Raw genomic sequence first — 23,775 nt, 5'->3', positions numbered from 1 at the left:
TGCCCGGGGTGCCCCCGCGAATGTGAGCTAGCGTTACTCGGGTGACTGCGCCTACCCCGGTAATCCCGGTTCCACCGGCCGACCTGCCCGGCACGCTCGGCGCGCTGCGCGCGGCCGGTCACCAGTACCGCACCGTCAAGCAGGAACTCCGCGACAACCTTCTCTCCCGGATGCGTTCCGGCGAGACCCGTTTCCCCGGCATCGTCGGCTACGACGACAGCGTCCTGCCCGAGGTCGAGCGGGCTCTGCTCGCCGGGCACGACATGGTGCTGCTCGGTGAGCGCGGCCAGGGCAAGACCCGACTGATCCGCGCGCTGGGCGGGCTGCTCGACGAGTGGACCCCCGTCATTCCCGGCTCGGTGCTCAACGAGCACCCGATGCACCCGCTCACCCCCGCGTCGGTCGCCCAGGTCGCCGAGGCCGGCGACGAGTTGCCGATCGGCTGGCTGCACCGATCGATGCGCTACGGCGAGAAACTCGCCACCCCCGACACCAGCGTCGGTGACCTGATCGGTGACGTCGACCCGATCCGGATCGCCCAGGGACGCACCCTCGGTGACCCGGAGACCATCCACTTCGGGTTGGTGCCGCGTACCAACCGGGGCATCTTCGCCGTCAACGAGCTGCCCGACCTGGCCGAGCGGATCCAGGTGGCGCTGCTCAACGTGCTGGAGGAGCGGGACATCCAGGTCCGCGGCTACCAGCTGCGGCTGCCGCTGGACCTGCTCCTGGTGGCCAGCGCCAACCCGGAGGACTACACCAACCGGGGCCGGATCATCACCCCGCTCAAGGACCGCTTCGGCGCGGAGATCCGTACCCACTACCCGGTCGACCTGGAGTTGGAGCTGGCGCTGATCCGCCAGGAGTCCGACCTGGTGGCCACCGTCCCGGAGCACGTGCTGGAGGTGCTGGCCCGGTTCGCCCGCGCGGTGCGGGAGTCCCCGTCGGTGGACCCGCGCTCCGGCGTCTCCGCCCGGTTCGCGATCGCCGCCGCCGAGACGGTCGCCGGTGCCGCGCTGCGTCGCGCCGGCCTGCTCGCCGCCTCCGGCAACCCGGACGGTCGGCCCGAGGCCGCGGTGGCGCGGGTCGGCGACGCGGTGTCGGTGACCAGCACACTGCGCGGCAAGGTGGAGTTCGAGAGCGGCGAGGAGGGACGGGAGATCGAGATCCTCGCCCACCTGCTGCGGACCGCCACCGCCGAGACGTTCCGCGCCCACCTGGCCGGCCTGGACCTGTCCGGGTTCACCGCCCTGGTCGAGGACGGGACGGCGATCGAGACCGGCGAGCTGGTCGGTTCCACCGAGCTGCTGCGCCAGGTGGGCACCGTGCCCGGCCTGGCCAAGGTCCTGGACCGGCTCGGTCTGGGCGACGCGCCCACCCCGGAGGAGGCCGCCGCCGCCGTCGAGTTCGTGCTGGAAGGGCTGCACCTGACCCGCCGGCTCGGCAAGGACGTGACCGACTCGGGTCGTACCGTCTACGGCGGCCGGGGCTGACCATGGCCGGCAACCGGTTCCGGTACGGGCAGTGGAACGGCGGGCCCGACCCGCTCGCACCCCCGTACGACGTGCGTGAGGCGGTGGACGCCGTCGGCGCCGAGGTGCTGGCCGGCGGCAGCCTGCGGGAGGCGCTGCGCGACCTGCTGCGCCGTGGCCCGCAGGGGCGTGGCGGGCTCGACGACCTGGCCGCCCGAGCGCGACGGCTGCGCCGCGAGGCGCTGCGCCGTGGCGATCTCGACGGCGCGGTGACCCGGGCTCAGGCGCTGCTCGACCAAGCGCTCGCCGCCGAGCGCGACGAGCTGCGGGGCCGCGACGACGACGGCGCGCGGTTCGCCGAGTCGGTGCTGGACAACCTGCCCCGCTCCACCGCGCGGGCGGTCGAGGAGCTGTCCGGCTACCAGTGGGCCAGTGAGGACGCCCGCCGCTCGTACCAGCAGATCCTCGACCAGCTCCGCGACGACGTCCTCGGTCAGCGGTTCGCCGGGCTGCGCGACGCGGTGCGCGCGTCCGCCGATCCGGCGGCGCAGCAGCGACTCGCCGAGATGATGCGGGACCTGAACGACCTGCTGGCCCGGCACGGCCGTGCGGAGGACACCACCGACGCGTTCGCCGAGTTCATGCGCCGGCACGGTGACTTCTTCCCGGAGCGGCCGGAGACGGTTGACGAGCTGATCGACGTGCTGGCCCGTCGCTCGGCGGCCGGTGAGCGGCTGATGAACTCGCTCTCCGAGCGGCAGCGCGCCGAGCTGGCCGGCCTCATGCAGCAGTCACTCGGCGACCGTCTCGCCGGGGAGCTGTCCGCGCTCGACGCGAACCTGCGGGCGCTGCGACCGGATCTGCGGTGGGGGCGTGGCGAGCGGGTCCGGGGCGAGCAGCCGCTGGACTACGCCGACGCGGCCGGGGCACTGGGTGAGATCGGCGAGCTGGACGACCTCCTGGACCAGCTCGACCAGGAACACCCCGGGGCCACGCTGGACGACGTGGACGTCGACGCGGTGGCCCGGACGCTGGGCCGCGACGCCGCCGACGACGTCCGCCGGTTGCGTGAGCTGGAGCGGGAGCTGCGCCGGCAGGGCTGGGTGAGCCGGGACGCGGACGGGCTCACACTGAGCCCGAAGGCGTTGCGCCGCCTCGGTGGGACCGCGCTGCGGCGGGTCTTCGCCGAGCTGACCGCCGGGCCGCGCGGTCAGCACGACCTACGCTCGGCGGGTGCCGCCGGCGAGGTCAGCGGCGCGTCCCGCCCCTGGGAGTACGGCGACGAGCAGCCGTTGGACGTGGTCCGCACGCTGACCCGGGCGGTCCGCCGAGCTGGTCCGACAGTTCCGCTTCAGCTCGCCGTGGACGACTTCGAGGTGGTGGAGACCGAGAAGCGGGCGTCCGCGGCGGTGGTGCTCTGCGTCGACCTGTCGTACTCGATGATCTCGCAGGGCCGTTGGGGGCCGATGAAGCAGACGGCGCTCGCGTTGGCGCACCTGATGGAGACCCGTTTCCCACAGGACGCCCTGCAGATCGTGGGCTTCGGCCGGGAGGCGATGACCCTCACCCAGCAGGAGCTGGCGGCGGTGGAGCCGGACCTGGAGCAGGGCACGAACCTTCAGCACGCGCTGCGGCTGGCCGCCCGGCACCTGCGCCGCCATCCGGACGCCGAGCCGGTGGTCCTGGTGGTCACCGACGGGGAGCCGACCGCCCACCTGGACCCGGACGACGGCGAGGCGCTGTTCCACTGGCCGCCGCTGCCGGAGACGATCGAGGCGACCGTCCGCGAGGTGGACAAGCTCAGCCGCTACGGCGCCACCCTCAACCTGTTCATGCTCGGCGACGACCCGGGTCTGCGCCGCTTCGTCGACGCGGTGGCCCGGCGCAGCCGGGGTCGCATGTTCACCCCGGACACCGACGACCTGGGCGAGTACGTGGTCAGCGACTACCTCCGCTCCCGCCAATCCCGCCGCTAACTCCCGGCGGGGCGGGTTGACTGGGGGGATGGAGAGCGGGGGATTGCGGCGGGCTTACGGCGCCCTGTTCGCGGAGGTCGACGCTGGTGAGTTCGGTCCGGCTCCGGAGGGGCAGCTCAGCGCCGAGCAGATCGTCGCGCATCTGGTCGCCAACGACGAGCTGATGATCCAGGCCACCGAGGCGTTGCTGGCCGGGTCGCCATTCGCCTACTACGAGCTGGAAGAGGACATCCACCGTCCGCAGCTCGACGCGCTCGCCGCCGAGCAGGGTGGTCTGCGGGGCCTGACCGCACTGCTGCACGGCACCAGCGATCGGCTGTGCGGGCTGGTCGATCAGCTCGGCCTGGCAGCGGAGACCCCGGTCGAGACGCACCTCCGCGAGGGCTTCGACCTCATCGTCGACGAGCCGCTGCCCTGGTCCCGCACCCTCGACCTGCACACCCGTGTGCACCTGCCGAAGCACCAGGCCCAACTGCACCTGCTCCGCACCTGAGCGGCGCTGTCCGTTGAGCGGCGCCGTTCGCTGCGCCCCCGGGTTCAGGCACGCTGTCCGGCGTGGCCGGGCCTCCGGCGTCTCGGTCTGATGAGCGATATACCTGTGAGTCATATTTATGACTTACAGGTATATCGCTCATCGCAGTAATGCCCCCGGAAGGACTCGCGTATCCGGCCCGCATTAGAGCGGGTGGGCGCGGCGGCGTGCGGCGGTGCGGTGGGCGGACGTGCGGCGGCGGGCACGCGGTGACTGGGCGTGCGCCAGCGGCGGTGCGGTGACTGGGCGTGCGGTGGCGGGCGGGTCTGCGGCGGGCAGCCGGGCACGCTGGCAGTCAGCGGGCGGCGGCTCAGGTTTCGATCAGCTCGGGGCGGGGGTGGAAGGTGCGGCGGTAGGTCGACGGGGCCACGCCGATGCGTTGGTGGAGTTGCTGGCGTAGGGCGGCCGTCGTGCCGAAGCCGCAGCGGTGGGCGATCTGGTCGACGGTGAGGTCGGTCGTCTCCAACAGCAGTCGCGCGTGGTCGGTGCGCTGTTGCAACAGCCACTGGGCGGGGCTCAGGCCGGTCTCCGAGCGGAAGCGTCGGGTGAAGGTGCGCACGCTCATCCGCGACTGCTCGGCCAGGTCGCGCAGCGCGATCGGCTCGTGCAGCCGCTGCCGCGCCCACTCCCGGGCGCCCGCCGTGCTGGTGTCGGTCGCCTTCGGCACCGGCTGCTCGATGTACTGCGCCTGCCCACCGTCGCGCCACGGCGGCATCACGCAGCGGCGGGCCGCCCGGTTGGCGACCTCGCTGCCGTGGTCGAGGCGGATGACGTGCAGGCAGAGGTCGATGCCGGCGGCCACTCCGGCCGAGGTGAACACCCGGTCGTCGACGATGAAGAGCACGTCCGGGTCGAGGTCCACCCGGTCGTACAGGCGGCGGAACCGCTCGGCGTACGCCCAGTGGGTGGTGGCCCGGCGTCCGTCGAGCAGGCCGGCCGCGGCCAGCACGAACGCGCCCGTGCAGATCGACATGATCCTCGCGCCCCGCTCGTACGCCGACCGCAGCGCCTCGGCCACCTCCGGCTCGATGCTGCCCGAGGTCAGCGCGGCGCCGTCGTGGATGCCCGGGACGATCACCGTGTCGGCGGTGTCGAGCAGTTCCAGCCCGTGGTCGGGGAGCACCTGGAAGCCGGCGGTGCTGCGGACCGGCCGCCCACCCGGGGTGCACACCCGCACGTCGTAGCGGTACTCGTCGTCCGCGCCCCGGGCGGTGCTGAAGACCTGGGACGGGGTGCCCAGATCGAGGCCGACGACCTGGTCGAGGGCGAGGACGGCGATCCGGTGCGGGCCAGTGCTCATGGCCCGATTATTGCGCATGATGGCTTTCCGGCCACTCGTCGCCATCGAGGGCGCGACCCAGACTGATCAGCGTGACCAAGAACCGTCGCCTGCATCCCGCCTGGCTCGTCGCCGCCGTTGCCTTCGTGGCGCTGGTCGGCGCGGCCGGCTTCCGCGCCACCCCGTCGGTGCTGCTGCACCCGTTGCACGCGGAGTTCGGCTGGCCGCTCGCCACCATCTCCGCGGCGGTCTCGGTCAACCTGCTCCTCTACGGGCTCACCGCGCCGTTCGCCGCCGCGCTGATGGACCGGTTCGGCATCCGCCGGGTGGTCTCGGTGGCGCTGCTGCTGGTCGCCGCCGGCAGTGGCCTGACGGTCTTCATGACCGCGAGCTGGCAGTTGCTGCTGTGCTGGGGCGTCCTCGTCGGCCTGGGCACCGGCTCGATGGCGCTGGCGTTCGTGGCCACCGTCACCGGGCGCTGGTTCGTCCGTCGACGGGGCCTCGTCACCGGGGTGCTGACCGCGGGCGGGGCGGCCGGCCAACTGATCTTCCTGCCGCTGATCGCCGTGCTGGTGCGCGACCACGGGTGGCGCACGGCGGCGCTCGTCGTGGCCGGAGCCGCCCTGGCGGTCGTACCCCTGGTGGTGTGGCTGCTGCGCGAACACCCGGCGGATCTCGACCTGCCCGCATACGGCGCGACCGAGGTCGTCGCGGCGCCGCCGCCGACCGGCGGCGCGGCGACCCGGGCGCTGGGCGCGCTGGCCGCCGCGGCCCGGACCCGGCCGTTCTGGCTGCTGGCCGGCGGGTTCGCGATCTGCGGCGCCACCACCAACGGCCTCGTCGGTACGCACTTCGTGCCGGCCGCGCACGACCACGGCATGGCCGAGACCACGGCCGCCGGCCTGCTCGCGCTGGTGGGGCTCTTCGACATCGTCGGCACGATCGCCTCCGGCTGGCTCACCGACCGGGTGGACAGCCGGTTGCTGCTCGGCGCCTACTACGCCCTGCGCGGGTTGTCGCTGCTGGTGTTGCCGAGCCTGTTCGCGGGCACGGCCGAGCCGAGCATCCTGGTGTTCATCGTCTTCTACGGCCTGGACTGGGTGGCCACCGTGCCGCCGACTGTCGCGCTGTGCCGGGAGTACTTCGGCGGCGCTGGGGCGGTGGTGTTCGGCTGGGTGTTCGCCGCGCACCAGTTCGGGGCGGCCATCGCCGCGACCGGCGCGGGGCTGGTCCGCGACCGGCTCGGCGACTACGCGCTGGCCTGGTACGTGGCCGGCGCCCTGTCGATCGGCGCCGCCGGGCTGTCGTTGCTGCTGCGTCGACGGCCGGGCCGGCCGGTGCCGGAGGCCGTCCTGGTCGCCGCGACCGCACCCCGGGCGTGGAGCTTCCGGGGCTGAGTCAGCTCAGCGTCCACTGCTGGGCGGGTCGGCCGTCGCAGGGCCGCTGCCGGATCTCGTCCCCGGCCTCGGCGCCGTCGTCGTCGGCCTGCGCGCACTTACCGCTGTGCACCGCGACGACCAGCACCGGGCCGGTGCCGGTCGGGCTCAGCCGCCACTGCTGGTTGGCCTCACCGTGGCAGGGGAACTGCTGCACCGTCGCCCCGTCGTCACCGCTGCCGCCCTCGACGTCGAGGCACTGCCCGTAGGCGGCGTTGGTCAACGTCAGCGCGTCCGTTCCGATCGGGTTGACGACCCACTGCTGCTCCGGGCCGCCGGTGCAGGCGGCCAACTCGGCCTGCGCCTTCTCGCCGTCACCGTCGAGCCCGAGGCAGAGCCCGGAGGGCGACCGCAGCACGCGGGGCCCGGTGGTCGGGACGGCCGGGGTGGCCGACGGGGTCGGCGACGGCTCGACCGACGGGGTCGGGCTCGGCTCGGCCGCCGGGGTGGTCGGCTCGGCCGCGCTGGACGGCGCGGTGACCGTGGCGGGCACCACCGGCTTGTCGTCACCGTCGAGCAGGCCGGTGGCGAAGACCACACCGAGGAGTACGCCCACCAGCCCGAGGGCCAACGCCACCCGCAGCAGCGGATCGGCGAGCGGGCCGGAACGTGCTGCCCGTCGACGCCCGCCGTAGACGGTGCCGACGGGGTCGGGGCGTTCCTCGGGCGCGGGCATACGAGCCATCCTCACCCACCGCCGTCAGGCACGGCCAGTCGGTGGGTCAGTCGACGACCCGGACGTCCTTCCAGAACGCCACCCGGTCACGCACCATCTCGGCGTCCGGCTTGGGGTCCGGGTAATACCAGACCGCGTCCTGGCTGCTGCTGCCCTCGTGCTCAAGGGAGTAGTAGGAGGCGGTGCCCTTCCACGGGCAGACGGTGTGCGTCGCGGACTCGCGGATCAGGTCGTCGCGCAGGGCGGAGCGGGGGAAGTAGTGGTTGCCCTCCACCAGCACGGTGTCGTCGCTCTCGGCGACGACCAGGTCGTTCCACACGGCTTTCGGCATGCCCCAACACTAGGCCGTCCCGCCGCCGGCCGGCAGTGCTCAGCGGGTGGGCTGCGGGTCGGTGACGTCGGCCACGGTGGCGTCGAGCGCGGCGATCGCGGCGTCGGCGTCGACCGCGACGGCGAGACCCCGCTCGCCCGCGCCCAGGGTGATCTGGCGGCCCCGCAGGCGCTCGTCGGCGATCACCGGCCAGGCCGTGCTCGCGCCGAACGGGGTGATGGTGCCGCGCTCGTACCCGGTGGCGGCCAGGGCCCCCGCCGCGTCCGGCATGGAGATGCGCTGCACACCGAGCAGGGCGCGCAGCTTGGGCCAGGAGATGACCCGGTCGCCGGGGGTGAGCACGAACAGGTGATCGTCGGCACCCCGGCGGACGACGATGGTCTTGACCACATCCGGGACGGCCACGCCACGGGCCGCGGCGGCCTCCGCGAGGCTGCCGACCGCACCGTGGCTGACCAGCCGATACGGCAGTCCGGCGGAGTCCAGGGCGGCGATCGCGGGCGACGGCATGCCCGCCACGGTAACCGTCCAACCTGGCGTCGGACGGGAAACAGCAGGCGTTGACATCCCACCGTTTCCGGGGTGCGGGCGTAAGGTGATCACATGCGCGCGGAGCGTGTGGATCACCCCATTGACCATGATGAAGCGGTGGACACGCTGCGGCGGTCGTACGCCGCGGTGCCCACGGGCGAGCCTGTCCGGCTGGCCAAACGCACCTCCAACCTGTTCCGCCCCCGGTCCGCTCCCCGGACCCCGGGCCTCGACGTGAGTGGCCTCAACCGGGTGCTCGCGGTGGACGCGACCGCCCGGACCGCCGACGTGCAGGGCATGTGCACGTACGAGGACCTGGTCGACGCGACGCTGCCGCACGGGCTGATGCCCCTGGTGGTGCCGCAACTGCGCACCATCACCCTGGGCGGGGCGGTGACCGGCCTCGGGATCGAGTCGACCTCGTTCCGCAACGGCCTGCCCCACGAGTCGGTACGCGAGATGGACATCCTCACCGGCTCCGGCGAGATCGTCACCGCCCGGCCGGACGGGGAGCACGCCGACCTGTTCACCGCGTTCCCCAACTCGCTGGGCAGCCTCGGGTACGCCACCCGGCTGCGCATCGAGCTGCAACCGGTCGGCCGGTACGTGGCGCTGCGCAACATCAGGTTCACCCAGCTGGAGGCGCTCACCGACGCGATCGCCGAGGTGACCGCCACCCGGTCCTGGGCCGGCGAACCGGTCGACGTGATGGACGGCGTGATGTTCAGCCCCGGTGAGGCGTACCTGATCCTGGGCACCTTCACCGCCGCGGCCGACCCGCCCAGCGACTACACCGGCCAGGAGATCTACTACCGGTCGCTGCGCCGGCGCACCCGGGACGTGCTGACCGCGTACGACTATCTGTGGCGCTGGGACACCGACTGGTTCTGGTGTTCGGCGGCGTTCGGCGCGCAGCACCCGGTCGTGCGCAGGCTCTGGCCGGCGCGTTACCGGCGCAGCGACGTCTACCACCGACTGGTCCGCCTGGAGCACCGGCACCAGGTGGCGGCCCGGATCGACCGGCTGCGCGGCCAGCCGGCCCGCGAGCGGGTCGTGCAGGACGTGGAGATCCCGCTGGACCGCACGGCCGATTTCCTGCGCTGGTTCGCGGACAGCGTGGGGATGACCCCGGTGTGGCTCTGCCCGTTGCGGTTGCGCGAACCGGAGGGTCCCGGTTCCGCGCGGTCGTGGCCGCTGTATCCGCTCCACGCGGGACAGGACTACGTCAACATTGGTTTCTGGGGGAGCGTGCCGATCGCGCCCGGCGCCGCCGACGGCGACGTCAACCGCACGATCGAACGCAGGGTGTCGGAGTCGGGCGGGCACAAGTCGCTCTACTCCGACGCGTACTACGACCGGGACGCCTTCGATCGCCTCTACGGCGGCGAAACCTGGCGCGCGGTGAAGGACCGCTACGACCCGGACCACCGGCTGACGGGACTGTACGAGAAGGCGGTAGCACGAGCATGAGCCTGACCGATCGAGACCAGGGGGCGGCGAGCGTTCCCGCCACCCCGCCGGCGGGGGGCCGGCGCACCGGTCCGACCGTGGCGGACGTCGTCCGCGCGGTCACCGCCGGGCCGCTGCCGGTGCGGATCACCGGGTACGACGGCAGCGCCGTCGGCCCGGCCGACGCCGGCATCACCCTGTCGATCCGTTCCGAGCGGGGTTTGTCGTACCTGCTCACCGCCCCCGGCGACCTGGGCATGGCCCGGGCGTACGTCAGCGGTGACCTGGCGTTGCAGGGGGTGCACCCGGGTGACCCGTACGAGGCGCTGCGGGTGCTCAAGGACGAGTTGCGGCTGCGCCCACCGTCGGTGGCCGACGGGGTGGCGCTGGTGCGTGGGCTGGGCTGGGAGCGGCTGCTGCCGCCACCGGCTCCTCCGCAGGAGGCGCTTCCACGCTGGAAGCGGGTGATGAATGGGCTGCGGCACTCGCGGGTGCGCGACAGCACGGCGATCTCGCACCACTACGACGTCTCGAACGCCTTCTACGAGAAGGTGCTCGGCCCGTCGATGACGTACACCTGCGCGGTCTACCGGTCCCCGGACGACACGCTGGAGCAGGCCCAGTCGGCGAAGTACGACCTGGTCGCCGGCAAGCTGGCGCTCAAGAAGGGCATGCGGCTGCTCGACGTGGGCTGCGGCTGGGGTGGGATGGTCCGGCACGCCGCGCGGGAGTACGGCGTGAAGGCGCTCGGGGTGACCCTGTCGAAGGCGCAGGCGCAGTGGGCGCAGGCGGCGATCGAGCGGGAGGGGCTGACCGAGCTGGCCGAGGTGCGGCACCTGGACTACCGGGACGCGCCGGCGGAGCAGTTCGACGCGATCTCCTCGATCGGTCTGACCGAGCACATCGGGGTGCGCAACTACCCGTCCTACTTCGGGGCGCTGCGGTCGCGGTTGCGTACGGGTGGGCGGCTGCTGAACCACACCATCACGCGGGCCGACAACCGGGCGCCCCACCGCTCGGGCGCGTTCATCGACAGGTACGTCTTCCCGGACGGTGAGCTGGCCGGCCCGGGTCGGCTGATCAGTGAGGTGCACGATGCCGGGCTGGAGGTGCACCACGAGGAGAACCTGCGCCAGCACTACGCGCTGACGCTGGCCGCGTGGTGTCGCAACCTGGTGGAGCACTGGGACTTCTGCGTCTCGGAGGTGGGCGCGGGCACGGCCCGGGTGTGGGGGCTCTACATGGCCGGGTCGCGGATGGCGTTCGAGCGCAACGGCATCCAACTGCACCAGGTGCTCGCCACCCACAACGGCCCGGACGGTGTGAACGGCTACCCGCTGCGCCCCGACTGGTTGCCCTGATCATCTGCTGAACGTCGCCTGAAGCCGCGTCGAGAAAGTCGGCGCGGCTTCTCGCGAAGCGATTGACAAACAAGTTTTGTACGTACAAACTGATTTTGCCATGAGAGACGTCCTGTACCTGGAGCAGATCGAGCAGGCCGAAGTCCTGCTCAAGCCGCAGCGTGTCGAGGTGCTGCGGCAACTCGCCGAACCGCGCACCTGCACCGAGGTCGCGGCCCGACTCGACCAGACGCCGCAGCGCGTCTACTACCACGTCAAGCAGCTCGTCGCGGCCGGCCTGGTCGAGCTGGTCAACGAGCGCAAGGTCCGCGGCATCACCGAAGGCATCTACCAGGCCGCCGCCCGGTCCTACTGGCTCTCCCCGCGGCTGGTCGGCCGGATCGGGCTGCGCCGGGCCCGCGACGAGCTGAGCCTGGGCTACCTGCTCGACCTGATGGAGGAGGTCCAGGCCGACGTCGCCGCCCTGGACCGGGCCGCGCCCGAGCTGCCGTCCATCGGGGTCTCCGGTGAGATCCGGGTGCCCGCGGAGCAGCGCCCGCAGTTCCTGCACGACCTGCAAACCGCACTTCAGGACCTGTTCGCCCGTTACGGCGGCAGTGAAGGAGACGCCTTCAAGCTCGCCGTCGCCTGCTATCCGAAAGGGAACGACAATGAGTGAAGCGTTGAAGGTCCAGGCCCGCCTCTCCGCGCCCGTCGGGCGCGTCCGCGAGGCCCTGACCGACCCGGCCGAGCTGCGACTCTGGCTGGCCGAGCACGCCGAGGTCGAGCTGCCTCGGCGGTACGAGTTCTGGGGCCGCTACACGCCCGAGGGTGACGCCCCGCACCAGCGCCTGCTGCACGCCGACGACGACACACTGCGCTTCGGCTGGTTGCTCGACGGGGTGGAGACCACCACCGAGCTCCAGTTGACCGCCGAGAGCACGGACAGCACGGTGTTGACGCTGACCCAGAGCCACTTCGATTTCGCCGAGGCGATGAGCGGTTCCAGCATCCGGGGCGTGCTCCAGACGTACTGGGCGCTGTCCATCGCCAACCTGGCCGCCCACCTGGAGGGTCGGCCCCTGCTGCCGCGCACCGACTTCACCTCCGCCGACCTGCGCGGCGAGCTGGTCATCGCCGCCCCCATCGACAAGGTGTGGGAGTCGCTGACCGACTCCGAGCAGGCCAGCGCCTGGTTCGGCTACCCCATCGGGATCGAGCCGTGGGTCGGCGGCCGGTACGCGATGGGCGGCTTCGAGAGCGGGTACGCGGCCAAGATCGTCGACCTGGAGCCGGGCCGGAGGATGTCCGTGGACTGGGGACCGACCGGCGTCACGAACTGGGAGCTGGCCGAGTCCAACGGCCGGACCACGCTCACCTTCGTGCAGAGCGGCTTCGACGAGACCAACCCCCCGTACGCTGCCTGGACCGGGTCGGTGTCCGGCCTGGCCGAGCTGCGCCGCTTCCACGAGGTGCCGGGCTGGCAGCCGATCTGGCTCGCGACCGAGGTGCCCGGCCTGGAGCCCGAGCCGGCCAGCTGACCGTCGCGCCGTGATCGTGCTCGATCAGGGATGTGGTGGCCTCGTTGACACCGGAGGCCACCACATCCTGGATCGAGCACGATCTGCCGCTGCGATCGGGTGACTTCCAGCGGTCAAGTGGGTACTGGCGGGCGATGTTCTTCATCTTCGGTCTGCGTACGAAGGTCGACCGGTCCGGCGTCGTGCAGCAGGTCTGCCGCCACTGCGGCAACCACGCCGCGCAGGTCATCACCCGCCGGTCGACCAAGTTCACTCTCTTCTTCATCCCGCTCATCCCGATCCGCACCCGGTACGCGCAGCAGTGCACGTTCTGCGGGGCGCAGTACGAGATCGCCAAGTCCGACGCTCAGCGCCTCCCGGTCGGCTGAGCCGCAGATGGCCCGCTTCCTGTGCTGGCTGATCGGCCGGCAACCCCGGCCCGCCGGCCCTCCGGTGCACACCGTTCGCCGTCCACCCTGCACCCCGGGCCGGCGCAGGCGCCGACGCGCCCGTCGGCCGACGGCCGGCACCACGCTGCCGCGCTCGCCGTGGAACCGCTCCGCGGGCCGCTGACCGGACCGGGTCGACTCGCGCGGCCGTCCGGACCTTGGCGGGCACCCGGGGCGCTGGCTAGGCTTTCGGGGTTTGCCGTGGACAGGTCCGCCGAGGGTGCACGTACGACGAAGATCCGGAGCGACCGTGTCGCGACAGGACGTGAAGCAGGCTGCGCGGACCACTCGCGTCGCGCCGACCCGGCTGAGCCGCGTCGGGCTGGTCGCCGCGGGCTCGGTGGTTCTCCTGGAGGCGTTCTGGCTGGTCGCGGCGTTGCCCGGGGCCGCGCTGGTCAGCGACGTGGGCGCGCTGCTGGTGGCCGGCTGGGCGACCGTGGCCTGTGCCGGTGTGGCCCGGCGACACCCGACCGCGCTGCGCAGGTTCTGGACGCTGCTCGCCGTGACCATGGCGCTCGCCGCGCTGGGCCGGGCGCTCTGGACCGCGCAGCGGCTGGTCGGCGGCGACCTGCCGCACACCCCGCTGGTCGGGGTGGTCTTCACCGCCGGCATCCTCACCGGCACCGCCGCGCTGCTCAGCTCGCCGTCCGGGCCCCGGACCGGGGTGGGGCGGGCCCGGACGCTGCTGGACGGCGTGATCGTCGCGCTGGCCCTGGTGCCGATCGGCTGGGTGCTGGTGTTCCGCGGGGTCGCCGCCGCCGAGCTGGCCGACCCGGCGCGCACGCTGGGGCTGCTCTACCCGATGTTCGACCTGATGCAGCTCACCATTCTGGTGGCGGTGGCCGGGCCGACGCGACCACTGTGGCGGCCGATGAGCGTGCTCGCGGTGAGCCTCACCATCCGGGTGGTCGCCGACGTCGTCTACGTCTCGCTGGTCGCCCGCGGTGACTACGCCGCCGGTCACCCCATCGACCTGTGCTGGCCGCTGAGTTACCTGCTGATCGGCCTGGCCACCGGGAACCGGCCGCCGCCGGACTGCGACGGCACCGACGAGACCGCGGAGTCGCCGCTGCCACCGTGGTGGCGGGTGGCGCTGCCGTACCTGCCGGTCGGTGGGGCGATCATCGCGGTGCTGCTGGCCCGCCGGCCCACCGGCCAGACCCCGCCGCTGGTCTTCGTGACCATGATGGCGTTGCTCGCGGCTCTCGCCGTGCGTCAGGGGCTGGCCGCCAACGAGAACCTGCGCCTGGTGGCGCGACTGCGCCGGCTCGCGTACGGCGACCAGCTCACCGGCCTACCGAATCGGCTGCTGTTCAACAGGCTGCTGCGCCTGGCTCTGCGCGACGGCCGGCCGGTGGCCGTCCTGCTGCTCGATCTCGACGGGTTCAAGCAGGTAAACGACCGGTTCGGGCACGCCACCGGCGACACCCTGCTGACCGGCTTGGCGGCTCGGATGCGGACGGCGGTGGGTGGCGACGGCACCATCGCCCGGCTCGGCGGGGACGAGTTCGCGGTGCTGGTCGAGGGGGAGGGGCCGGTGTCGCCGGAGCGGCTGGCCGAACGTCTGCTGGATGCCCTGCGGCCCTCCGACGGTGACGAGGACGTGGGCGTGCACCCGTCGGCGAGCATCGGCATCGCCGAGTACGGGCCGCAGCACGCCTCGCACACCGACCTCCTGCGCGACGCCGACATCGCCATGTACGCGGCGAAGGCGGCCGGCAAGTCCGCGTACCGGACGTGCACCCCGGGCCTGCGCGAGTCGGCCGTGTCGCGGGCGGAGTTGATCGCCGACCTGCGCCGGGCCGTCGACGAGGAGCAACTGCACCTGGAGTTCCAGCCCATCGTCGACCTGTCCAGCGGCGCGGTCCGCAGCGCCGAGGCGTTGGTGCGCTGGCGCCACCCTCGGCTCGGGATGCTGCCACCGGCGAAGTTCCTGCCGCTGGCCGAGGAGACCGGGCTGATCCTCCCGATCGACCGCTGGGTGATCCACGAGGCGTGTCGGGCGGCGGCGACCTGGCGGGCCCGCGCGCCGGAGGCGACGGTCGCGGTGAACATCGCCGCGGCACACCTGCGCCGGCCCGACCTGATCGCCACGGTCACGGCGGCCACCGCCAGCGCTGGGCTGGCGCCGCGCGCGTTGACGCTGGAGCTGACCGAGTCGGCGTTGATCGAGGGGACCGACGCGGTGCTGGAACGGCTGCACCAGCTGCGGGAGTTGGGCATCCAGATCGCCATCGACGACTTCGGTACGGGCTACTCGTCGTTGAGCTACCTGCACCGCATCCCGGCCACCGAGCTGAAGATCGACAGGTCGTTCGTGGCGCGGCTGGGCACGGACGACCGGGCGTACGCCACGGTGGAGATGGTCACCCGGCTGGCCGGCGCGTTCGACCTGGCGGTGATCGCCGAGGGCGTGGAGACCGAACGCCAGCACGACGCGGTCGCCGCGATCGGCTGCCCACGCGGTCAGGGCTATCTGTACGGGCGTCCGGACAGCCCCGCCACGGTGGGTCAGAATCGGGCTTGACCCTGACGTAACGGCAGGCGGGAGCCTGGTTCCCGGAAGGGAGGGGAACCATGGCGTACACGGTGGGTCAGGTGTCGAAGATCGCCGGCGTGACGGTACGGACGCTGCACCACTACGACGAGATCGGCCTGCTCTCGCCGAGCGGCCGGACGCCGACCGGCTACCGCCGCTACGACGACGCGGACCTGCAACGGTTGCAACTCGTCCTGTACTACCGCGAGCTGGGTTTCCCACTTGAGGAGATCACCGCGATCATCGACGACCCGGCGGCCGACCCGGCCGCGCACCTGCGCCGACAGCACGAGCTGCTGACGGTACGGATCAAGCGGTTGCAGGAGATGGTCGCGGCGGTCGAGTTCGCGATGGAGGCGAGCAAGTTGAACATCCAACTCACGCCGGAGGAACGGTTCGAGGTCTTCGGCGACTTCAGGCCGGAGGAGCACGAGGCCGAGGCGGAGCGGCGCTGGGGGGACACCGACGCGTACCGGGAGTCGAACCGGCGGGTCGCCGGCTACCGCAAGGACGACTGGCTGCGGCACAAGGCCGAGAACGAGGACTGGGGCCGGCGGATCGTCGCGCTGCTGGCCTCGGGCGCACCGGCGGACGGCCCGGAGGCGATGGACCTGGCCGAGGAGCACCGGCAGCTCATCAGCCGGTGGTTCTACGAGTGCTCGTACGAGATGCACACGGGGCTGGCCGACATGTACCTGGCCGACGAGCGGTTCACCGCGTACTACGAGAACATCGCTCCCGGCCTCGCGGCGTACGTGCACGAGGCGATCCACGCCAACGCGATCAGCCGCGCCTGATCGACGAGGTGGCCGGCCGGAAACGGCGGTCGGTGCGGTCCGGCTACTCTGGCCGGACCGCACCGCGGTACGCGTCGATCGGCGACCGGCCGGCGGGCGCGCCCCGCTCAGGGGAGATGACCGTGCAGAAGCCCAAGTTGGTCGCCGTCGGCGCTGTCCTCGTCGTGGCGGTCGCGGCCGGCGTGTGGGCCCTGGTCGCCGCCGGTGACGAGCCTGACGCGGGCCGCCCGTCCGCCGGCACGTCGACCGCGGCGACCGGCGCGGCTCCGGCCCCGACCGATCCGGCCGGTGTGCTGGTCGCCGCCGCCGCGAAGCTCGACGAGCAGCCGTACCGGCTGACGGTGGGCAGCGGCGGAACGGCCGAGGGGGACACCACGGTCCTGGTGTGGGACCCGAAGGCGCGACGCGGCACGGAGACCACCTCGCTCAAGGTGCCCAACGGCGAGGTGAAGATCGAGCGGCTGACCACCGGTCCGGACGTCTACGTGCGGGTCAGCGCCCCGGACCGCCGGATCCCGGTCTGGGACGGCAAGACCTGGTGGCACGTCGGCAGGCCGGGTCGGCCGGTCACCAACAAGGGCCTGGACAACACCCGGCTGGCCAGCACGCTGACCGCGCCGGCCGCCGTCCGCCAGACCGGCACCCGGGAGTACGCGGGCACGCTGGACCTGCGCGACAGCGCCGCCGTGCTGGGCGGCGGGATCGGCGGGGTGCTCGGCGACCGGGCCGCGAAGGTGCCCTTCACCGCCAGCGTGGACGAGCAGGGTCGGTTGGTGCGTTACCGGATCGAGCTGGCCACCGAGCAGGACAAGACGGCTCAACTCGACCTGACGTACTCGGATTTCGGGCTGCCGGTGACGGCCGATCCGCCGGCGGCCGACCTGGTCGGGGAGGACCCGCCGGCGAACATCCCCGGCGCCTGACGCCGGTTCACTCCTCCACCGCTTCGTCGCTCGGGGTGACCAGGAAGTCGTAGACGGTCCGGGCCATCCGGCGGACGGTCTCGTCGCCGGTCGCCATCGGGCCGGCGGTGAGGAACGCGACGGCGGTCTCGGTGCCGGGGATCAGGTAGTAGCCGACGTCGTGGGAGGCGTCCGGCAGGTCGCCGGTCTTGTGGGCCACCGGAACCCCGGGTGGCAGCGCCGCCGGGATCTTGGTGTTCAGGGTCTGCTCCCGCATGAAGCCGATCATCAGGTCGCGGGAGGCCGGGGCGAGAATCTCGCCGTCCCAGACCGCGCCGAGCAGCGACACCACGTCGTCCGGGCTGGTGTAGTTCTCCTCGCCGCGCTGGGCCGCCGCGCTGTCGAGCATCCGGCGGGCCAGGATGGTGGACCGCTGGTTCATCGAGTCGATCAGCGCGTTGACCGGGGCGAACCCGCCCAGGTAGGTGATCAGCACGTTGGCCGCGACGTTGTCGCTGTACTTGATCAGATACCGGGCGAGCCGGTACAGCGTGACCACCTGCGGGAACGTCTCGAACTGGAGCTGGCCGGTGCCGCCGACCACGTCGGCCGGGGTGACCAGCACGCCGTCGTCGAGCGAGACCTGTCCACAGTCGACCCGGCGCAGCAGCTCCACCAGGATCCACAGCTTGATGACGCTGGCGGCCTTGGGGCGCAGCGCGCCGTTCACCGAGATCTGCTGGTCGCCGTACCGGCCGGACAGGTCCCGGACGGTGGCGCCGGACGGGTTGAGGCTGGCGTCGGCGACCACCCGGGCGAGCTGCCCGCTGAGCGGGAACAGCCGGGCGCCCTCGACCGGGTCGGTGGGTGGCTGCGGGCTGGTGACCACCACGCCGCGCAGCTCCACCGGCTGAGCCTGCGGCCCGGACACCACGAGTGTGCCCGCGCTGCGCCCGATCAGCGGCACTCGGTAGCGGAAGCTCCTGCCCTCGACGGTGACCTCGCCGCTGGCCACCCCGGCGGCGACCCGCATGTCCGGATCGGCGACCCGGCCGGTGTCACCGTCGCAGGCCCGGTATCGCACGGTGTGCCCGAGCGAGTCCACCGCGAACGCCCCGCCGGGAAACGACAGCCAGGACACCTCACTTGTCGGCGCCCGCTCCGGCGCGGGCTCCACGCCCGGCTCGTCGCTGCGCCCGCCCCCGTCCACCGGCCCGTTCCCGTCGGCCGGTCCGTCGTTCCCCGCCGACCCGTCGTTGGCTGGCTCGGTTCCGTACCCCGGGGTGGTCTGGCGGTCCGGGCCGGGGCCGTCGGCGGTGGCCGGCCCGGTCGTCGCGACGACGACAAGCGCGACCGCCGCCGCCAGCCACCCCAGGGGTACGTGGGGGTGCGGCGCGAACAGGAAAGATGAGCGCTTCTTGTCGCTTTTTCTCACGTTTGCACGATAAGAAGCGGGGGAGGCGGATGGGGCGGCCGGGACAGCCGTCACCCGTCCGGGCGCGGATGTCCCCGGGAGGGACATACCTCAGAGGTATAAAGATGACTCTGCGGTATCAAGGGCATCAGCGATACCCGGCCCGGGGAGGCACCGATGTTGATCATTGCCGGCAGTCTGCTCGTCGAGCCGGACGCCCGCGACGACTACCTCGCCGGTTGCCGGCAGGTCATCGAACAGGCCCGCGCGGCGGCCGGCTGCCTCGACTTCCTGCTCGCGGCGGACCCGCTCGACCCGGGCCGCATCCACGTCTTCGAGCGCTGGGAGTCCCCGGAGCAGCTGGCGGCGTTCCGCGGCGCCGGGCCGAGCGACGCCCAGACGGCGGCCATCCTCGACGCCGACGTGCACCGTTATCTGATCTCCGGCGTCGAGGCGGCCTGACCCGCCCTGCGCGCTACACCAGCAGATCGAGCAGGAGTACGCCGGCGAAGCCGACCACCGAGATGAGCGTCTCCATCACCGACCAGCTCTTGATGGTCTGGCCGACGGTCAGGCCGAAATACTCCTTGACCAGCCAGAACCCGGCGTCGTTGACGTGCGAGAAGAACAGCGACCCACAGCCGATGGCCAGCGCCAGCAGGGCCACCCCCGGCCGGTCCAGGGTCGCGGCGAGCGGTGCCACGATGCCCGCCGCCGTGATGGTGGCGACCGTCGCCGAGCCGGTGGCCACCCGGATGCCGACCGCGACCAGCCAGCCCAGCAGCAGCGGGGAGAGGTTCGCGTCCTTGGCGGCGTCGGCGACCAGGTTGCCCACCCCGGCGTCCACCAGCACCTGCTTGAACCCGCCGCCGGCCGCCACGATCAGCAGAATGCCGGCGATCGGGGGCAGCGAACCGCCGAGCACCGACGAGACCTGGGACCGGCTGAAGCCGGCCTGGTAGCCGAGGGTGAACATCGCAAGGATCACCCCGGCGAGCAGCGCCACGATCGGCGTACCGACGATGTCGAGCGTCTTGCGGCCCGCCGTGCCCTCGTCCAGCGTCAGCTCGCCGATCGCGCGGAGCAGCATCAGCACCACCGGCAGCAGCACGGTGATCACCGCGGGCCAGAACGCCGGGGTACGCCGGGCGGTCTCCGTGCCGCTGTCGTCCACCGGCTCACCCGGTCGACCGCCGCCCGGGTTGACGAGATCGTCGTCGGTGAGCAGGTCACCGTCCACATCGCGCCGCCCCGGCGCCCCAGCCGTGCCCGTCGTTCCGGCGCTGCCTGTCGCTTCGGCTGTGCCCGCGGGGGTGGCGGGCTGGCGGCGGGTGGGCAGCAGTGCGGCCGGCGCGGTCGCCGGCACGTACCGGGCGATGAAATTGCCGAAGACCGGCCCCGAGATGATCACCGTGGGAATCGCCACCAGCAGGCCCAGCCCGAGCGTCAGGCCCAGGTCGGCGTTGAGCGACGAGATCGCCACCAGCGGGCCGGGGTGCGGTGGCACGAGGCCGTGCAGCACCGACAGGCCGGCCAGCGCCGGGATGCCGAGTTTCATCAGCGGTACGTCGGTCCGCATCGAGACGAGCAGCACGATCGGCACCAGCAGCACCACGCCGACCTCGAAGAAGAGCGGCAACCCGATGAGCGCCGCCACCCCGGCCATCGCCCAGGGCAGCGCACGGCCGGACACCCGGCCGACGACCCGGTTGACGATGCCGTCCGCGCCACCGGACTCGGCGAGCAGACCGCCGATCATGGCCCCCAGCGCGATCAGCAGCCCGACGCCGCCGACAGTGGTGCCGACGCCACCGGTGAACGAAGTGATCATCTTGTCGGGCGCGACGCTGGCGACCACGCCGAGCACCGCCGCGCCGAGGATCAGCGACAGGAACGGGTGGACCTTGGCCCAGGCGATCAGCAGCACCACGGCGACGATGCCGAGCAGCGCGGCGGCGATGAGCTGGCCGTCGCCGGCGGTGGTGACCGGCTCGGCCGGCGCAGCGAGCGAGGCCGGCGCGGTGAGCCAGGTCGGCGTGGCGAGGGAGGTCGGCGTGGCGAGGGAGGTCAGCGGTTCGGCGAGGGCGAGGGGTGGAAGCACGGCGATCACGACCTTCGGGACGGGGGTCGGCTTGGGCGGGGCCGGCCGAAGGGCCTACATCGGTGGTCCTGCGGGGGTGGCCGGCTCGGCGGGCAGGCTGGGTGCCAGCCGACGCATCGACGTGAAGGTGGGCACCAGCGCGTCGTACAGTTCGGCGAAGAGCGGCAGCAGCGCCGCGTACGTGGCGGCGGCGGCCGGGTCGGGGCGGATGACCTCCTCGATGCGGACCAGGTCGGCCGCCACGTCGATGCTGGGGATCAGGCCCAGCGCCTGCATGCCGAGCAGCGCGGCGCCGAAGCTCGACCCCTCGCGGCCGGCTGGGAAGCTCACCGGCATGCCGAGCACGTCGGCGAGCATCTGCCGCCACAGGCCACTGCGGGCGAAACCGCCACCGGCCCGGATCTCGCGGACCTCGTTCCCGGCGGCGCGCACGGAGGTGAGCACCAGCGCGAGCTGTTGGCAGACCCCCTCCATCGCGGCCCGGACGAGGTGTTCGCGGCGGTGCCCGTGGGTCAACCCGACGTACGCGCCGCGGGGCAGCGCGCTCCAGTGTGGAGCGCGTTCGCTGTGCAGGTACGGCAGCATGATGAGCCCGCCCGAGCCGACCGGGGCGCGGGCCGCGAGGGCTACCAGCTCCTCCTCGGGGTGCTCGCCCAACTCCGGCGCGAGCGCCTCGCTCGCCCACTTGAGGACGATGCCGCCGTTGTTGATCGCGCCGCCGACCGCCCAGCGGTCCTCGGTCAGCGCATAGCAGAACACCCCGCCCAGCGGGTCCACGCCGGGGCGTTCGACCATGACCCGCATGGCGCCGCTGGTGCCGATCGAGCAGGCCACCATGCCGGGGTGCACCGCGCCCAGGCCCAGGTTGGCCAGCGGTCCGTCACCGGCGCCGACCACCACCGGGGTGCGCGGCGGCAGGCCGAGGGCGGTGGCGGCCTGCGGGGCGAGGCCGGGCAGGACGGCGGTGGTGGCGACCAGTTGGGGCAACTGCTCCTCGGTGATGCCGGCGATGGTCAGCGCCTCGGTGTCCCACTCCAGGGTGTGGATGTTCATCAGGCCGGTGGCCGACGCGATCGAGTGGTCGGTGACCAGCGCGTCGCAGAGTCGCAGCAGCACCCATTCCTTGATGCCGACCCAGTGCGCGACGCGCTCGAAGAGCTTGGGCTCCTGCTCGGCGAACCAGAGCAGCTTGGGCAGCGGCGACATCGGGTGCATGGGCGTACCGGTGCGCCGGTGCAGGGCCAGCCCGGACGGCACGGCCCGCAGCCGCTCGGCCTGGCGGGTGGCCCGGGAGTCGGCCCAGGTCACCGACGGCGTGAGCGGGTTGCCGGCCGCGTCGAGCCCGATGAGGCTGTGCATGGCGGAGCAGAAGGCCAGGCCGGAGACCGGGACGGTCAGCTCGGTCACCACGGCCCGGATCGACTCGACGACGGCGGCGAGGATCACCTCCGGGTCCTGCTCGGCGTACCCCGGGTGCGGGTCGTCGAGGGGGTAGGCGGCGGAGTGGCTGGCGAGCAGCCGCCCCTCGGTGTCGTACGCCATGGTCTTGGTGCTCGTGGTGCCGATGTCGACCCCGATGACCACACCGGGCAGGGTGTCTGGCGGCATGACCCTCACCCCCTCCGTGCGGGCGGTGCGGCGGCGTCGCCACCCGGCTGCGGCTGACGTTACCGAGACAGCGACCGCCCCGCACGACACGGCGGAAGGTGAATCGACGCAGCAGTATCGCCCTATCGTCCGGGTTGCTCCGCCATTCGGATAGTTCGCCGGTCCTGGCGTGTCCCGGCCGACCGTCAACACTGTTAATCCGAGTGCACCCCGGATTGGTGGCCTGCGCGGCGAAGGAGTCGGCGTGGCAAGGACTGAATCGACGGGTTCCACGTGGCGATACCGCTGGGCGCAGCGGCAGAACGTGCGGCGGGTCAGCACGTACCGCGGCGCGGAGACGGCCTGGCGGCGACGCGACGACGAGTTACGGCGGCTGCGCGCCCTGGCCGCCGACTTCCAGGGCTCCGCGGCGGCCGGCGCGGGCCTGCCACTCGAGCTGGTCGACGACGAGGTCGTGCTGTGGGCCCTGCCCGCCGCGCAACTGGTCGAGGTGCGACACACGACAGTGCTGCCCGCACCGGACCTGACGGTCGCCGCGCCGGCCGCGCCGCTGCGCCCACGCCGGCCCGACGGCGTACGCGTCACCGATGCCGGCATGGCCGTCATCACCAGCCGTCGGCTGGTCCTGCTCGGCGGACGCGGCCGGCGCGACTGGGCGTACGGCCGGATGACCGGCCTGGCCCACGACCCGGCGGCGCCGGTGACCCTGATCCAGGTGCTGGATCGGCGGCGTACCTCCGGATTGTTGCTGCCCACCGACGCGGCGGCGGACTTCCGGTTCAAGCTGACGCTGGCCTTCGCCGACGCGATCGAGCAGCGCGCCGCGGTGCTCGCCCAGCTCGACGAACTGATCGCGGAGCACGACCAGCTCAAGCCGTTCCGGCCGGCGGTGACCACGCCGGCGCAGGCCCGGCTCTCCTCGCTCGTTCCCGGTGGTCGTCGGACCATCGCGGTGGCCGCGGGCATCGCGCTGCTGGTGCCGGTGGCGCTCGTCGACTCGAGCCCGTCGGACCCGACCGGCAGCGCGGAGGTCGCGGTGGCGGCCACTCCGGCGTCGACCCCCAGCGCGCTTCCCGCGCTGCTGCGCCCGGCGTCCCCGCCGCCCGCGCGCACCACCGCGCCGAAGCGGCCGTCGTCGCCGCGCCCGTCGTCCACCGCGACCCCCGGGCCGCGCTGCGGCGCGCCGGAAAATCCCCTGGGGTACGACTTCTGTGCCGGAACCCGGATCCGACGGCCGGCCGCCGAGGTCTGCGACTGGTTCGACTGCGTGCCGCAGTTCTGGGCGGGCCGGGGCTATCTGGTGCAGTGCCGGGACGGCTCGGTCAGCCTGACCGGTGGCCGGGCGCGCGCGTGCGCCGACCATCGAGGCGTCCGGCGGACCATCACTCAGTAACGTGATTTGGGGGTTATTGTCCGCTTCGGT

Annotated in this window: 21 protein-coding genes; 14 read left to right on the top strand and 7 right to left on the bottom strand. The window is 72.7% G+C overall.

The genetic code is table 11. The features are described from left to right. Positions 1-41: 41 nt before the first annotated feature. Genes ACGGAQ_RS01270 through ACGGAQ_RS01260 form a run of 3 tightly spaced genes read left to right on the top strand, consistent with a single transcriptional unit; the run spans position 42 to position 3,941 of the window. Positions 42-1,493, top strand: a complete 1,452-nt coding sequence (locus ACGGAQ_RS01270; RefSeq protein WP_393043517.1) for a magnesium chelatase — start codon at positions 42-44, stop codon at positions 1,491-1,493. 2 nt (positions 1,494-1,495) lie between these two features. Further along, positions 1,496-3,448: a VWA domain-containing protein gene (locus ACGGAQ_RS01265; RefSeq protein WP_393043515.1), complete on the top strand. Its 1,953-nt coding sequence runs from the start codon at positions 1,496-1,498 to the stop codon at positions 3,446-3,448. A 28-nt stretch (positions 3,449-3,476) separates the two neighbouring features. Beyond that, complete coding sequence (locus ACGGAQ_RS01260) at positions 3,477-3,941, top strand: hypothetical protein (protein ID WP_393043513.1); 465 nt, start codon at positions 3,477-3,479, stop codon at positions 3,939-3,941. Between the two features lie 349 nt (positions 3,942-4,290). On the opposite strand, the gene ACGGAQ_RS01255 is transcribed toward ACGGAQ_RS01260, so the two are convergent. After that, the gene (locus tag ACGGAQ_RS01255) at positions 4,291-5,298 is read right to left on the bottom strand and encodes a GlxA family transcriptional regulator (protein WP_393043511.1); all 1,008 of its coding nucleotides are present in this window, start codon (positions 5,296-5,298) and stop codon (positions 4,291-4,293) included. Between the two features lie 53 nt (positions 5,299-5,351). On the opposite strand from ACGGAQ_RS01255, the gene ACGGAQ_RS01250 reads away from it, so the two are divergent. After that, on the top strand, positions 5,352-6,656 hold the full coding sequence (locus ACGGAQ_RS01250) for an MFS transporter (protein ID WP_354860780.1): 1,305 nt from the start codon (positions 5,352-5,354) through the stop codon (positions 6,654-6,656). Between the two features lies 1 nt (position 6,657). On the opposite strand, the gene ACGGAQ_RS01245 is transcribed toward ACGGAQ_RS01250, so the two are convergent. The 3 genes from ACGGAQ_RS01245 to ACGGAQ_RS01235 are packed head-to-tail and all read right to left on the bottom strand — an operon-like array spanning position 6,658 to position 8,212. Continuing rightward, a complete protein-coding gene (locus ACGGAQ_RS01245) occupies positions 6,658-7,371 on the bottom strand; it encodes an RICIN domain-containing protein (protein WP_393043509.1) in 714 nt (237 codons plus the stop codon). Positions 7,372-7,417: 46 nt separating this feature from the next. Further along, complete coding sequence (locus tag ACGGAQ_RS01240; RefSeq protein ID WP_387112130.1) at positions 7,418-7,702, bottom strand: DUF427 domain-containing protein; 285 nt, start codon at positions 7,700-7,702, stop codon at positions 7,418-7,420. A gap of 39 nt (positions 7,703-7,741) precedes the next feature. Next, on the bottom strand, positions 7,742-8,212 hold the full coding sequence (locus ACGGAQ_RS01235; RefSeq protein WP_393043507.1) for an aminoacyl-tRNA deacylase: 471 nt from the start codon (positions 8,210-8,212) through the stop codon (positions 7,742-7,744). 93 nt (positions 8,213-8,305) lie between these two features. On the opposite strand from ACGGAQ_RS01235, the gene ACGGAQ_RS01230 reads away from it, so the two are divergent. The 8 genes from ACGGAQ_RS01230 (at position 8,306) to ACGGAQ_RS01195 (ending at position 17,250) form a co-directional block, all read left to right on the top strand. Further along, the gene (locus ACGGAQ_RS01230) at positions 8,306-9,703 is read left to right on the top strand and encodes an FAD-binding oxidoreductase (RefSeq protein WP_393043505.1); all 1,398 of its coding nucleotides are present in this window, start codon (positions 8,306-8,308) and stop codon (positions 9,701-9,703) included. Beyond that, entirely contained in the window at positions 9,700-11,043 is a 1,344-nt protein-coding gene (locus tag ACGGAQ_RS01225) for a class I SAM-dependent methyltransferase (RefSeq protein WP_393043503.1), read from the top strand. Before ACGGAQ_RS01230 ends, ACGGAQ_RS01225 begins: the two co-directional genes overlap by 4 nt. Positions 11,044-11,143: 100 nt before the next feature. Continuing rightward, positions 11,144-11,701: a helix-turn-helix domain-containing protein gene (locus tag ACGGAQ_RS01220; RefSeq protein ID WP_354860773.1), complete on the top strand. Its 558-nt coding sequence runs from the start codon at positions 11,144-11,146 to the stop codon at positions 11,699-11,701. After that, entirely contained in the window at positions 11,694-12,563 is an 870-nt protein-coding gene (locus ACGGAQ_RS01215) for an SRPBCC family protein (RefSeq protein WP_393043501.1), read from the top strand. The genes ACGGAQ_RS01220 and ACGGAQ_RS01215 overlap by 8 nt, the downstream gene beginning before the upstream one ends. A 35-nt stretch (positions 12,564-12,598) precedes the next feature. Then, a complete protein-coding gene (locus ACGGAQ_RS01210) occupies positions 12,599-12,931 on the top strand; it encodes a zinc-ribbon domain-containing protein (protein ID WP_393043499.1) in 333 nt (110 codons plus the stop codon). Between the two features lie 310 nt (positions 12,932-13,241). After that, positions 13,242-15,518 carry a putative bifunctional diguanylate cyclase/phosphodiesterase gene (locus ACGGAQ_RS01205; RefSeq protein ID WP_393043497.1) on the top strand — a complete coding sequence of 759 codons (2,277 nt, stop codon included), beginning with the start codon at positions 13,242-13,244 and terminating at the stop codon, positions 15,516-15,518. A gap of 50 nt (positions 15,519-15,568) precedes the next feature. Continuing rightward, positions 15,569-16,327 carry a MerR family transcriptional regulator gene (locus ACGGAQ_RS01200; RefSeq protein ID WP_393043495.1) on the top strand — a complete coding sequence of 253 codons (759 nt, stop codon included), beginning with the start codon at positions 15,569-15,571 and terminating at the stop codon, positions 16,325-16,327. Between the two features lie 122 nt (positions 16,328-16,449). Further along, complete coding sequence (locus tag ACGGAQ_RS01195; protein ID WP_393043493.1) at positions 16,450-17,250, top strand: hypothetical protein; 801 nt, start codon at positions 16,450-16,452, stop codon at positions 17,248-17,250. Between the two features lie 7 nt (positions 17,251-17,257). Here ACGGAQ_RS01195 and ACGGAQ_RS01190 read toward each other — a convergent pair whose 3' ends face one another. Beyond that, the gene (locus ACGGAQ_RS01190) at positions 17,258-18,664 is read right to left on the bottom strand and encodes a serine hydrolase (RefSeq protein ID WP_393043491.1); all 1,407 of its coding nucleotides are present in this window, start codon (positions 18,662-18,664) and stop codon (positions 17,258-17,260) included. 156 nt (positions 18,665-18,820) lie between these two features. Here ACGGAQ_RS01190 and ACGGAQ_RS01185 point away from each other — a divergent pair, with 156 nt between their 5' ends. Further along, positions 18,821-19,105: an antibiotic biosynthesis monooxygenase gene (locus ACGGAQ_RS01185; protein WP_354855893.1), complete on the top strand. Its 285-nt coding sequence runs from the start codon at positions 18,821-18,823 to the stop codon at positions 19,103-19,105. Between the two features lie 13 nt (positions 19,106-19,118). On the opposite strand, the gene ACGGAQ_RS01180 is transcribed toward ACGGAQ_RS01185, so the two are convergent. Together ACGGAQ_RS01180 and ACGGAQ_RS01175 are read right to left on the bottom strand one after the other, a co-directional pair. Next, positions 19,119-20,603 carry an SLC13 family permease gene (locus ACGGAQ_RS01180; RefSeq protein ID WP_393045607.1) on the bottom strand — a complete coding sequence of 495 codons (1,485 nt, stop codon included), beginning with the start codon at positions 20,601-20,603 and terminating at the stop codon, positions 19,119-19,121. A 195-nt stretch (positions 20,604-20,798) separates the two neighbouring features. Beyond that, positions 20,799-22,352, bottom strand: coding sequence for a gluconokinase (locus tag ACGGAQ_RS01175; RefSeq protein ID WP_393043489.1), 1,554 nt, complete (start codon positions 22,350-22,352; stop codon positions 20,799-20,801). A gap of 244 nt (positions 22,353-22,596) precedes the next feature. On the opposite strand from ACGGAQ_RS01175, the gene ACGGAQ_RS01170 reads away from it, so the two are divergent. Next, the gene (locus tag ACGGAQ_RS01170) at positions 22,597-23,745 is read left to right on the top strand and encodes a hypothetical protein (RefSeq protein ID WP_393043487.1); all 1,149 of its coding nucleotides are present in this window, start codon (positions 22,597-22,599) and stop codon (positions 23,743-23,745) included. The last annotated feature ends 30 nt before the right edge of the window (positions 23,746-23,775 follow it).

The sequence above is a fragment of the Micromonospora sp. NPDC047557 genome (assembly GCF_043205095.1).
Lineage (GTDB): Bacteria > Actinomycetota > Actinomycetes > Mycobacteriales > Micromonosporaceae > Micromonospora.
Note: the sequence above shows the minus strand (reverse complement) of the source record. Positions and strands in the feature narration are given on the sequence as shown.